This window comes from Streptococcus ovuberis, assembly GCF_012396585.1.
GTDB classification, from domain to species: Bacteria; Bacillota; Bacilli; order Lactobacillales; family Streptococcaceae; genus Streptococcus; species Streptococcus ovuberis.
In genome coordinates, this window is sequence record NZ_JAAXPR010000004.1 from 71,033 (window position 1) to 84,360 (window position 13,328).

Below are 13,328 nucleotides of genomic sequence, written 5' to 3' on the forward strand. Positions count from 1 at the left end.
CTTTCTTTAGGCTACTATCAAAATATAGCGTTGATAGGATTTTAATGGGGTTTCGGCTTGATTAGCCACCTCTAACAAGATATGAAAGGTATCTCCTAGCTGAGCATCCGCAGGAATCGTAAAGGTGACTTCCGAACTGTCGCTTCCAGCCATAGGGAATTCCGCTTCGAGTAGCATCGGCTCAGAATGCTGGGCAATAGGAATCTCCATATCCCCTAGTTTCCCCATAACCATCTGAAGGGGGACTTGGCTCAGGTCCCAATAGCTAGAAGCCTCATAATAGCAGGACCACTTATAGGTCAAGGGGAAACCATTTGGATCACTGGCTGGATCGGATAAGGTGATGGTTTGCCCAGCTTGAACAGAGATATCGCGTGATTGTTCGGTAAACTCTGGGTAGTGCACCGCCTGATCAAAACGTTCTGCAACACACCAGTTCGCTCTTGCCGCAAAATCTGCCTGAATATCAGGAATCCACCGAGCAATGCTGTACTCCGTCTCAAAACGGCCTGTCTCAGGATTATAATCAGCCGTCTTATTGCCATAAGTCTTACCATGAAGCAAATCAAAACGACCACCCCAACCGCCATATGTTGGGTGTTCAAACCCTCGTAACCCTTGCGCTAAGAGATAGAAATAAGAGGGAGAATCACCTTCTGAGATAAAAGAATAAGGCTTCACCTCAGGGTGTTTATCGAGGTAATCCTGTGTCCCAAATTGGAACTCATCAGGTTCCCCCTCAAGGTAGTGCCCATCCCCAATCAAGGCATATTGGTCTAAGAGCGCGCCCTTGTTTTTGATCTGTTTTTTGAACCATTCCGGTTGAAAGACCGCCTGAGTCTTCTCGGGAAGGTAGCGCCAAACATAGGCAAAGAATCCAAAGTTGGTATAGTCATTGACAATCGTCAAATCCCAGTGCTTAGCAATGTACTGCTCATAGGTATCATCCTGGTTGAGAATAATGTAGAGAACAGCCTTATCTTCCACCTTCTTTTTAATCGCTGGCCATTCTGGCGTTCCTTCATACCGCTCTTGGATTGTTTTAAGGGCACGCGCAGTGGTATTGGTCCCACCCCAAGTCTGGATATACACCGGTTGAGGGTTATCATCCAAAAGAACCGAAACCATATGATTAGACCCATCCGTTTCTTCAGCCATATCACCGACATCAGCGATATTGCCGATGTGATAGAGGCTATGCAGATGGTCTGGACTTGGGTAGTTAGGATCATGCTTGATCAAGTTAGGATAAACCGTCGCGTAACGTTCAATCATCTCAGGAATCCAGGTCGTCCCTGTCCAGCGATAGGCTGGTTTATCTGCTGTGCCACTATAGTGGAATTTAGAGGAGGTCAGGATAATACCCGCCACATCCAAATCATTGGTATAGAGCAACAATCGAATAAATGAATTAATATCATCAATCTCACCATCGGTCGTCACGATGGTCCGTGGTCTCACTTTTGTCATAAACGCCTCCTAGTTTCCTTTTCCATAAACCTTTAGCACTTCCGCTTTTTCAATCATAATACTTCCTTTGCCATACCGAATCCGGCAAAAACGAGCTGACCTTGGATCCATTTCGATAAAGCGATGGTTAAGTTTATCTTCAATGCCAACTGTGCCTTCAAAAATCCCCTCAACCAAGTTAAGATAGTCCGTCAAGTAGGACCTCGCAATCGGAGCGCCATTGTGATTTGGCAGGAGATAATCATAGCGATCTGAATAATCAAGCAAGAGTTCTGTATTGGCCTTAAAATTCAGTAGACGTTCTTTCACATCGTAAGTTTTGGCAACTTCAGGGTCTCTCGAATTTTCAAACAAAAGGACTTGAGCTGACTCCATCTCATCGCCACAGAACATGAGACGTTCTTTGGCATCGAAGAAAAAGAGCGAGGAATTGCAGTGGGCTGGCTTGGCCTCTAACAGCTCAATGATACGCCCGCCAAGATCAATCGTGTCTCCTGGCAATAAGGTCACACGTCTGTAGTCTGGGTAGGGGAGAGTCGTGATATCAAATGGCCCCGTATTATTGGTCACAGACTTGTCATCTAAATCATGCCCTCTCGGGATTAAAACCTCCTGAAACTCGCCGTTACCACCTGAATGGTCTGGGTGAAAATGGGTATTGGCACAAATCAAGGGTTTGTCCGTCAACTGTTCAGCAAATGCTCGCAAGGTCCCCGATCCATAACCTGTATCAAGGAGCAAAGCACTGCTTTCTCCCTCCAACAAGTAGATATTCTGACTTCCTGACATGAAGTTAATAGCCCAGGTGCCTTCTTTCATTTGGTAAGCCGAATATGCCGCAAAAATATCTAATGGATTCATTTGTTACTCCTTTTAGATTTGTTCATTCAGTTCTCTAATGACAGCATCTAATTCGTCGCTGGTCATTCCTACAAAGGGTGTCACACCCCTAAGTGGCATGTTTTTGAAGATGCTGTCACCCATATCATCAGAAACCGCATTATCTTGATCCACACCATCTGGGTGGAAGAAAGCGTCCATTTTGCGTTTCAAGTCCTCTGTCCATACTCTCGTTTTAGGATTTTCCATCAACTCTCCAAGAGTGGTGTTGCGGTGAATGACGAAGGGGAGAACCTGAGAACTCTTTACTGAAATATTTTGGCTCAAAACGATGGTGCGGGAATCCTTCCCAATTTCAATAACATAATCTCCAGAAGGCACATACCAATCATGTAATAGCGTATTGTACTCCGCAAAACTGCGTTTGGTTAGTGTGAAGGTTACTTCTTTAGATTCTCCAGGTGCCAGCGCAATCTTCTCAAACCCTTTTAACTCTCTAACAGGACGAAGGGATGAATCAACTTGACGGTTGACATAGAGCTGGACCACTTCTTTACCAGCACGATTTCCACTATTGGTGACGCGAACACTCACTTCTACTTGATCTGTATCTTGACAGATTGTATGACTGACTTTCAAATCCTGGTAGCTAAAGCTCGTATAAGACAACCCATACCCAAACGGAAATTGCACGTCCATTTTTTTCTTATCGTAGTAGCGGTAGCCGACAAATAAACCTTCCTTGTACTGAACCTTGTCTCCATCGCCTGGGAAATTAAGGTGTGACGGGTTATCTTCGAGCTGGTACGGGAAGGTTTCTGCCAAACGGCCACTCGGGTTAACCTTGCCGTAAAGCAGATTGACCGTTGCTTCTCCTACAGCTTGACCGGCCAAATACATGTCTAAAATACCTGCTACTTGACTTGCCCACGGCATAGCTACCACTGAACCATTATGGAGAACGACCACCGTCTTAGGATTAGTTACAGCGACAGCCTCTATCAATGCGTTCTGATTAGCTGGCAAATCGATATGTTGACGATCATAGCCTTCAGACTCATAACTTTCAGGCAAACCAGCAAATACCACAGCAACATCACTGGCCTTAGCCAAAGTAACTGCCTCAGCAATAAGCTGCTCATCAGTACCTTCTTCTAACCGGTACCCTTGCGCGAAGTGGACATTACCCAGCCCAGATACAGCATCTAAGGCATTGGAGACCTTAAAGGCATTAATATGAGAGCTGCCACCACCCTGGAAGCGAGGGTTCTTAGCAAATTCCCCAATAAAGGCTATTTTTTGTTGAGAATTAAGGGGTAAGACACCTTCATTTTTAAGAAGAACCGCTGATTCTTCTGCGATACGTCTCGCCTCAGCATGATCTTTTTCCTTATCCCAAACAACTGCTTGATAACGAGAGGTATAGTCTAAAATAACCGTTAAAATCCGCTCAACCGCCTGATCTAAAACAGCTTCCTCAAGCCTCCCGTCCTTTACCGCCTGAACAATCTCAGCATCATTAATCCCATTAGAGCTGGGCATTTCCAGATCAAGACCCGCTTTCAGAGCTTCCACACGCCTATCTACTGCTCCCCAGTCAGACATGACATAACCGTCAAACCCCCATTCGTCACGCAGAATTTCCGTTAATAACCGATGATGCTCAGAGGCATAGACACCATTAATACGATTATAAGAGGCCATGATGGTTTTGGGCTGTGCCTCTTTGACAACCGTCTCAAAAGCTGGAAGATAGATTTCTCGCAGGGTTTGTTCATCTACTTCTGCTGAAATACTCATCCGCCATTTTTCCTGATTGTTCACTGCAAAATGTTTAGGACTGGTTCCGACACCACACGCTTGTGCTCTTTGGACAAAAGCCTTGGCCAACTGCCCTGTCAGATAAGGGTCTTCTGAAAAGTATTCAAAATTTCGACCACACAAAGGAGACCGTTTGATGTTCATACCAGGACCTAATATAACGGATACCTCCTCTGCCAAACATTCCTCGGCAATCACTTGTCCCATATGCGCTAACAACTCACGGTCGAAAGAACCAGCTGTACAGCAGGCGGCTGGAAAACAGACAGCCGGTATACTGTCATTAATGCCCAGATGGTCAGCCACCATATCTTGCTTCCTGAGTCCGTGCGGGCCATCACTAACCATGACACTTGGAATTCCAAAACGCTCCAAGCCTTTCAAATGCCAAAAATCAGCCCCTGAACAAAGCCCCGCTTTTTCTTCTAAAGTCATTTTTGAAACGATCTCTTTTACCGTTTTCATAGTCATTTCCTTTCTGAATTATGTTCATTTCGTATTTTTTGTTATTTTTACTACAAACTGCCAAAGAAGGCCCCATATCACTGATATAGAGCCTTTTTGAAAGTCGCTACGACTTCTTATTTAGAGATTATGCCTCGTGATTGTCATCTGAGTGATCGCGAATCAATGCCTTCATAGCCGCAATATCTTCACGATGTTTATCAACTGGATTGAAGCGAAGCGCTAACAGCATGATCAAACCAATAACAACCGGAGCACCAAAACGTAAGAAATTGATGGCAAACATGGTCGCTTCATTTTGTTGGCCAATAGCATTAGGGACATAACCTACTAGTCCAAGAACAAAGAGAACACCTGAGTTGGTTAAAGCATTCCCACACTTCTGAGCAAAACCTTTGATAGATGAAATCACACCATTAGCTGAAATTCCCTCAGTAAATTGGATATAGTCAATAGCATCGTTCACCAAAACGTTAACCAAAGCATTTTGCATTGTTGAGAACATGGCAGCTGCAAAGCTGAGGACAACCAGAAGAATAAAATTTGTTTTACCAAAGAAGAAGAGGGCAACAAAGAAAATACCTGATGCAAAGACTGAGAAGGCCAATGCTTTTTGAGCAGTTTTCAAGTATTTAAGCACCAACGGCATAACCACCATCATTGAGATAATACCTGCTGGCGAAGTTAGTGCCATGTAAGTACCAATTAAATCTGGACGAGCCCAATAGTACATGACATAATAAACCGATGCTGCAAAACCTAAGCCATACCCTAGAGAAGCTAAAACCCAAACCACGATAAACGGTGCTAATTCTTTATGCTTCAAAATGCGTTTCAAATCTGCCGAAAGTGGGCGATCAGGAAGTGGTTCAATATATTTTTCCTTCGCAGACCCAAATAAGCCCCAGAAAGTTACGCAAGATAAGGCTCCAAGGATTAACATAAATGGAATATAACCATTTGAAACACCGAGAGTTGCTTCAAACCAAGCCTTGATATCCATACCAAATGACGAACCAATGGTAAAGGAAATCGCAGTTGCACCTGCACCCAATGAGATAATCAAGTTACGGTTACGATCCTCTTTTACATGGGCTGGCAAAATAGCCATTTGTGGCATCGTGTACATCGTCACAGTCATCCCATAGCCAATATACATCAATAAGAAATACCACCATTTCCCAGATGCTGAGAAATCGGGTACGACCCAAACCATAGTGGCAAAGAAAGTGAGCAGCAATGGAGCAGGTAAGAAGTATGGACGATACCGTCCCCACTTAGATTTCGTACGGTCAGCCAAGACACCCATCATAGGGTCGTTAATGGCATCCCATAATGTTGCAATCAACATAATCAATGCACCAGATGTAGCACTAATTCCTAGGTTGTCCGTCATATGAATACTTAGGAATGATGCCATTGCAGCAGCAATTACCATGGCTGGCCCACTCACAGAAGTTGCATGGAAGAAGGCGAACTTTTTGTCTAACTTCTCCTGAGGTTGTTTGATTTCCATAGGATAAGCTCCTTTTTGTTTTTTCTATGGTTCTATTTTACGCAATTGATATCGTTTACACTATCGCTAAATAATCCCTTTTATGTGTTCATTTCGTAGATTTTAGATTGATTCAATCAACTCTCCTCCCACAGCTGACAAATCGATCGTCATTTGGATCTTATCCGGCGACTTCACTGCCCATTGTTTTCCATCTTTTTGAATCCTGATCTCACCAAAAGGTGTTTGATAGGACATTTCAAAGGCGTCTACGATTTCAAGACTTGGTCTAATAGAAACAGCCTGATACCCTGGTGCGACTGGTTTCAAACCAACCGTTTCGCGGATTATCCAGTCTAAAACACAGCCAAAAGCATAGTGATTAAATGAAAATGTTCCAACTTTGCCGTCTGGCTGAATACTTGCCCATGATTCCCAAATCGTCGTTGCCCCTTGATTCACTTCATAAAACCAAGACGGACAGGCTTCTTGGAAGAAGAGCGTTTTCGCCAACTCCGTTTCACCGTGTGTGCATAAGACATCCAAAAGGTAGGGGACGGATAAAAATCCTGTATCCAATCGATCTCCATTGTCATGTATTAAGGTGACTAAACGAGCAATCAACGCCTTTTGATATTTTTGGGGCACCATATTAAAGGCTAAGGCCAAAACATAACAACCCTGGTAATCCTTTGTCAACAGGCCATCTGCAGTGACAAAATACTCCGTAAACGCCTGTTTCACTTGTTGAGAATAGGCCAGATAAGGAGCGCCATCTTTCCCCAGTCGCTTTGAAATGCTAGCCAGCAACTCAGCTGAATGGGCTAAGAAAGCTGTTGCCACAAGGTCTTTAGTGACTTCTGCTGTCTTCATAGGATTGGGATTAGCCATCATAAAACTCGGAAACATCCAGTCCCCATAGTGAAATTTGGTATCCCAAATATAACGGGCATTGCCGACCTTATCTCCGGCAGCACTCTGCTTTGAAAACTCAAACCAACGCACCATAGCCTCATAATTTTCCTCTAAAATGCCTGGATCTCCATAGCGTTCATAAAGGGTCCAAGGGACCATAATGATCGCATCGCCCCAACCCGCAGAAGAATAAGATCCCGTAAAAGCAACGCTCTTAGCAGCATCTCTTGGTGCAGGCGAGTAATCTATCACCTCTCCATTGCTCTTCTGATTTAGTCGAACACTCTTAAGCCATCGACTAATCAAAGCGTCGCTCTTTAAAAAGAAGGTTGAAGACGGGGCAAATACTTGCATATCGCCTGTCCATCCCACGCGCTCTCTTTGAGGACAATCCGTCGGAACAGAGAGCATATTGCCTTTTTGACTCCATAAAATATTGGACAAGAGCTGATTAACCTTGTCATTACTGGTTTTTAAGTAACCTGTTCTCTCCATGTCAGAATAGATTGCTATGGCATGAATGGTTGAAAGATGCTCTTTCAACAACCCCGTAATCTTCACATAGCGAAATCCATGAAAGGTAAAATCCGGTTCTAAAACCTCCTTGCGACCTCGCCCAATAAAGCTATCGGTCGCATCCTTGTTACGGCCAACAATATTCTGAAAGAATTTACCATGCTCGTCCAAAGTTTCCGCATGCTCTATCCTTATCTCTTGGCCGTCTGCTAAGAAAGCCTCTGATCTTACACGGCCCGCTATGACTTGTCCAAAATCAACTATAATCGCATCGTCTTCTTTCCAAAAAGCTTGAGCAGGAAAGTGTTCTTGGCGATAGACCATCGGTCCCTGCTGAGGAGCTAAACGCTTATAATCTGCATCCACTTCAAAGACTGACCGTTCTAAAGGCTTTAACGATTCCTTCCAATCCGTCTCCAACCTCAGGTCCTGCTTCTCACCAATTTGGATATCTGCATAGCAATGTTTGCCAGAACCAGCACTAAACTGCTGATCTGTCCCGATAACATCCCGAGACCCATCCTCAAATGTGAGCTCTAAATCAGCCAATAAAGCCAGCTGGTCCCCAAACTGGGCACTTCCTCCTTGGACACTGATTCGCCCTGCGTACCAGCCATCCGCCACCTCAACTGCCAATACATTATGGCCACCTCTCACCAGTGCTGTCACATCATAAGTCTGATACATGAGGAAATCATTATAGTCTGTATAATCGGGTGTAAAAATCGCCTCAGTTACCTTCTCACCATTCAAATAAGCTTGATAAATCCCTTGACAGGTCATAACCAGCTGAGCAGCTAAGATTGGTTTTTGAACTGTAAATACCCGTTTAAAATAGACTGTTGGATGCAATCGCTCCTCAACAGGAGCTTGAGGACGAGTCTGCCCAGAGAACATTTCCTCCAGTGAAAACTCTGGTTCTTCTGAAACCTTCGCATTGTCACTTGAAATCCATCGTCCAGTCCAGTTTTGTTTGTTTTCTTTCATTAAAAACCTCTTCTAACTAATTTCCATTATTTTGTAGCAACAACCCATTTTCAGCGCGATAGCCAAATCGTGACATCAAGAGTATCGCACCCGCTATTAAACTAATCAGAGCACCGAATAAAATAGAAGGTGTACCAGTAGCTACCCCGAACATACTCATGATTTTTGGTGCTAAGGCTCCTGCAAGTCCATTTATAACTGCAAAAATAGACATGACTACTGGAATTTGCTCCGGCTTTGAAAGCATTGATAAAAGGAAAGGGGAACTTGCCATAACAGAAACCATGGCTATCCCCCACAAGATACCACTAAGTCCCATAAAGACAGTACTTCTAGCAAAAAAAGTTATCAAAAGCGAAAGGGAGAGGCCTACTAACCCTAGAGCCAAGGTATGTGGTTTTGTGAATCGTCGAATAAGCGAAAAACCAAAACCTGCAACAATTCCACCAAGACTTCCAATAGCATTGATAAAGCCTGTTGTTGCCGTATCACCCATTTTTTTCTCCACAATGACTAGTGATAAATTGGCCATATAGGCATTTATAGCCAATACCAAAATAAAAACAGCTAGATATACAAAAATTGTATAAGGATTTAGAGACCTTAATAAGTGGATAAAGCTAGTTTTAGGCTGTTTTGAGGACACTCGTTTCCCTTTAGCAATTTCGTCTTTAGGCAAACAAAGCAAAATCGTTAAAAAAACAGGGACACCAAATAAGAACACCCAAAAAAGCAACCGCCAATCATTTGCGCCCAAGTAGCCCCCTAACGCCATCATTAACATACCGCCTAAAGACGTTGTTCCCGTACTTAATCCCAAAACAGTTGATTGCTCCTCACCGCTAAAGGTCTCGGAAATGACCATAGGGCTTAAGGTTGATACCAACCCAATACCCAATCCTAAAACAATCGAGCACAGCATCATACCAGTCATCGAACTATTCTAAATCGCCGGAGCAAATCCTCCCAGTGTAATCAAAGTCATACCAATTAAAGAGAGCATTTTCTTCGACATTTTCATCGATAATGGCCCTACAATAAGGGTAACTATTAGCGAACCTAAACCAGGTAAAGTTGCCAATAACTGAACACTTGAAGTAGGTAGACCGGGAAAGGTCCTTACAATAGCAGCAATGGCAGATCCTATCACGACACTTGAAAGATTCATTGCCACAAGGCTAGTAACGCCTATTTTTGTTTTGACTTCCATATCAAAACCTCCTTTGTCAGTAATGATTAATAGTGATTGATATTCCCCATTTTATGCCTTATCCCGTAGTAATTCAATGCTTGCCTACAACACAATACTGTGATAATATGATATTAAAATTAAATTCAGAGAGTAGATTATGCCCAAAATGAATTGGAAACTGCCTTCTCTTGATCCTGACCATCAGGTAATAGAACAGTTCTCAAACTATTTAATCTTTGATGATACTTTCATGCCTTTTCATCAAATCCATCAAAAAACCAGCCATGTTTGCTTTGAGGACCTGCTAAAAACTCTGCATCTCCCCGAAACAGCTCAGCTGGCCGTTGCTTCGCATGAAATGTCCTATCCATCGCAATGGCATGACCATGACTATATTGAACTCCTTTATGTTCTCGAAGGCCGTCTCCTTCATCTCACTAAGGAAACCACCACCGTCTTAGATAGTGGTAGCCTTTGCTACATCCCTATCGGAGAATCCCATTTAATTGCGCCTATTGATTCTCAACCCACTACTGTTGTCAATACTTTGGTTCACCCTGACCTCTTTCAAAAAATGATCGCTCTGGACTCAAATATGTCAAAGAAGCTTTTCCAAACGCCTCTTATTCTTGAACCTTCCCTTGTAAACGACCAGCTTATTCTTCAACTCAGGACCTTTATCCTTAATTATTATAAAAACGAGTATCAACCGACACTCGTTACTATTGCTCATCTGATGACATTTTTGCACAGCCTCCTCAATCAAAATCAGCCTAGATATCATCCCTCTGACCCCTTATCTAAAGCTTGCCTCAGACTGATCAAAGAACAGGCTGCAACCATCAATCTACAACAGCTTTCCCTGCAATTAAACTACAGTCAAGGGCATCTTTCCAGACATATCCGCCAGCAAACAGGACTAACGGTCTCTCAGCATATCGCTCAGGCCAAACTCACTAATGCCTGCCAACTATTGCTTGACTCAGAACTGACTATTCGTCAAATAGCTGAGCAGTCTGGTTATCAGAGCGAGAGCCATTTCCACAACCTATTCAAGAAAGAGACCACTCTTACTCCTAGACAGTACCGTCAGCTTGTGCAGTCAAATCGAGAATGACACAAAGCTTCCCTTACATCACATGTTGAGGTTCGTGATCAATACTGAGTTTAAGGTCTTTATTGGAAGTTTCCTGTGTCAAGTCCAGAACTTGGTTTAAAACTTGGGTTAATTGGTCTTCAAAGCGGTATTTGATTAAAATTTGGTAGTGGTAAAGATTATGGGTTCGTGCAATCGGCTTTGGCGTTGGCCCAAGCAGCTGAACCTGATCAGATAACTGCTCTTTCAACAATCCCATCACCCGATAGGCCTGCTGAGTGACAAAGGACTCCTCTCTATGCGACAAGGTCAAGGCTACCGTATAAACATAAGGTGGGTATCGAAGTTGCCTTCTGATTGCCATCTCATAGTGATAAAACCCCTCATAATCCTGCTCTTTGGCAAATCGGATAGCGTAATGATCTGGATTATAGGTCTGAATAATGACTTCACCTGGTTTATCTGCTCGACCTGCCCGACCTGCCACCTGAGTCAGAAGTTGGAAGGTTCGTTCTGAGGCCCTAAAATCAGGTAAATTAAGGGCTGTATCTGCGTTAAGTACACCAACTAAGGTCACATTTGGAAAATCCAGACCCTTGGCAATCATCTGGGTCCCCAAGAGAATATCTGCCTCATGGCGCCCAAAAGTTTCCAAGAGCTTTTCATGGGCGCCTTTTTGACGGGTTGTGTCCACATCCATCCGCAAAATCCGTGCCTCAGGCAAGAGAGTCTGCAATTCATCAACAGCCTTTTGTGTCCCTGTTCCATAATAACGGATGGCCTTACTTTGACAGGATGGACAAAGTTGTGGGATTTCCTTGGTAAAACCACAATAATGGCAATGCATCAAGCGAGTATCCATATGCAGTGTCAAGGAAATATCGCAGTTCGGGCACTCATCAACCGCCCCACAATCACGGCACATGACAAAACTGGAATATCCTCTACGGTTCAACAGGAGAACTACCTGTTCATTTCTCGCTAACTTTTCTCGAATCTTCTCAAGAAGATAAGGGGTAAAATTCCCTGCCTCTGTTTGACCGATATGATCTCTAAAGTCAACCACTGTCACCTCTGGAATCTGAGCATTAGGATTAGCTCTCTGGCTTAGAACCAAGCGGTGATACACCTTTTTGCTGGCCCTTGCTCGACTTTCCAAACTTGGCGTTGCAGACCCCAAAACTAAACTGGCCTGATTATATTGGGCGCGCAAGGACGCCACCTCCCGCGCATGGTAACGCGGATGATTATCCTGCTTATAAGTTGCTTCATGCTCCTCATCAATGATGATTACCCCAATGTTTCGTAAGGGGGCAAAAATCGCAGAGCGAGCACCAACCACTACCTGAGCCTGACCAGTTTCAATCTTTCGCCACTCATCATACTTTTCACCATCTGATAGCCCAGAATGTAAAATCGCCACCTTATCCCCAAAACGGCTAACAAACCGCTCCGTCACTTGGGGAGTCAGCGAAATCTCGGGAACCAGCATAATTGCGGTCAACTCCCTTGCTATAGCCTCCTCAATGGTTTGCAGATAGACTTCTGTCTTGCCAGAACCGGTAATTCCCTGTAATAAAAAGGTTTGAGAAGTTTGACCCATTTGGCGAGTGATTGCTGAAACAGCCTTAGCTTGTTCAGGGTTTAACGTCAAGGGTTGGCTGGGCTTAATCCCTTCAAAATAGGCTTGACTTCGACTGATCTCCTTGTCAAAAGCCTCAATAAGCCCTGCTTCCAGAAAATATTTGACTACTGGCGCTGAGAATTCCTGACGCAAATCAGTCAAACGCCCATCGCCCGTATGTTCTAGTAAAAAAGATTGCAGCTCCTGACGCTTCTTAGCGCGAGAGGTCATTACACCCCCCTCTAATAAGGAGGTGTTAACCCGATACCAAGCTTCTGTTTTTACCTTTTTCTTATCCTCTGCCAAATACTCCACACGAATATGACCAGCTTGAGCCAAACGGATTACCTGAGCTTGCTTAGTTACCGATAAATCCGTAAACCGTATAGAAGTTTCTTGCCCAAACAACTCCTGACGCTGGGCGTCTGGCAAGCTGTCTAAGGGAAACAAATACTTATCATAAGTCGAATTGAGGACATTAGGGAGCATGGCTTTTAAGATTGAAATCTTGTAGGAGAAGACTGTCTCACGCATAGTATCTGCCAACCAAAGCAATTCCTCTGTCAAAACAGGCTGGGTATCCAAGACTTCAACCAGTTCCTTGAGCCCATCCTCAAGGACCGAAACTTCCTCCAAATCGACGACAAGACCTTGAAGCAAGCGGTTGGCTCTGCCAAAGGGAACATGAACCCGCATTCCCCTTGAAACCAAGCCATCCAGAGCTTCAGGAATGGCATAAGAATAGGCTTGGTCCGTTTGCATCAGAGGCACATCCACAATGACCTTGGCTATTTTTTTCATTTCTTACTCCTCCCTTCTGGGGCCACAACTTTTTTGAAATGTTGGCACACCTTCCCCAGCCTTCACCCCCTCTAAAGCTCAGCCAAGCCATTTTGTCTTGACGGAG

General features: G+C 44.0%; 9 protein-coding genes. 1 reads left to right on the plus strand and 8 read right to left on the minus strand.

The genetic code is table 11. From position 1 onward, the window contains the following. Positions 1-6: 6 nt before the first annotated feature. The 7 genes from HF992_RS03440 to HF992_RS03470 all read right to left on the minus strand — a co-directional run bounded on the left by HF992_RS03440 (position 7) and on the right by HF992_RS03470 (position 9,719). Positions 7-1,470, minus strand: a complete 1,464-nt coding sequence (locus HF992_RS03440) for a DUF1593 domain-containing protein (protein ID WP_168548665.1) — start codon at positions 1,468-1,470, stop codon at positions 7-9. A 9-nt stretch (positions 1,471-1,479) separates the two neighbouring features. Next, the gene (locus HF992_RS03445) at positions 1,480-2,331 is read right to left on the minus strand and encodes an MBL fold metallo-hydrolase (RefSeq protein WP_168548666.1); all 852 of its coding nucleotides are present in this window, start codon (positions 2,329-2,331) and stop codon (positions 1,480-1,482) included. Between the two features lie 12 nt (positions 2,332-2,343). Then, positions 2,344-4,596 carry a glycoside hydrolase family 3 C-terminal domain-containing protein gene (locus HF992_RS03450; RefSeq protein WP_168548667.1) on the minus strand — a complete coding sequence of 751 codons (2,253 nt, stop codon included), beginning with the start codon at positions 4,594-4,596 and terminating at the stop codon, positions 2,344-2,346. A 127-nt stretch (positions 4,597-4,723) separates the two neighbouring features. Then, positions 4,724-6,112, minus strand: coding sequence for an MFS transporter (locus tag HF992_RS03455; RefSeq protein WP_168548668.1), 1,389 nt, complete (start codon positions 6,110-6,112; stop codon positions 4,724-4,726). Between the two features lie 102 nt (positions 6,113-6,214). Beyond that, the gene (locus HF992_RS03460) at positions 6,215-8,509 is read right to left on the minus strand and encodes an alpha-L-rhamnosidase (RefSeq protein ID WP_168548669.1); all 2,295 of its coding nucleotides are present in this window, start codon (positions 8,507-8,509) and stop codon (positions 6,215-6,217) included. A 16-nt stretch (positions 8,510-8,525) separates the two neighbouring features. After that, positions 8,526-9,443 (minus strand): MFS transporter, encoded by a 918-nt coding sequence (locus tag HF992_RS03465; protein WP_168548670.1) that lies wholly within the window; start codon positions 9,441-9,443, stop codon positions 8,526-8,528. A gap of 9 nt (positions 9,444-9,452) precedes the next feature. After that, a complete protein-coding gene (locus HF992_RS03470) occupies positions 9,453-9,719 on the minus strand; it encodes an MFS transporter (protein ID WP_168548671.1) in 267 nt (88 codons plus the stop codon). 139 nt (positions 9,720-9,858) lie between these two features. Between HF992_RS03470 and HF992_RS03475 the strand changes: the two genes are divergently transcribed. After that, entirely contained in the window at positions 9,859-10,818 is a 960-nt protein-coding gene (locus tag HF992_RS03475) for a helix-turn-helix transcriptional regulator (RefSeq protein ID WP_168548672.1), read from the plus strand. Between the two features lie 13 nt (positions 10,819-10,831). Here the strand turns inward: HF992_RS03475 and HF992_RS03480 are convergent, their stop codons facing one another. Next, positions 10,832-13,222: a primosomal protein N' gene (locus HF992_RS03480; protein ID WP_168548673.1), complete on the minus strand. Its 2,391-nt coding sequence runs from the start codon at positions 13,220-13,222 to the stop codon at positions 10,832-10,834. Positions 13,223-13,328 lie beyond the last annotated feature (106 nt).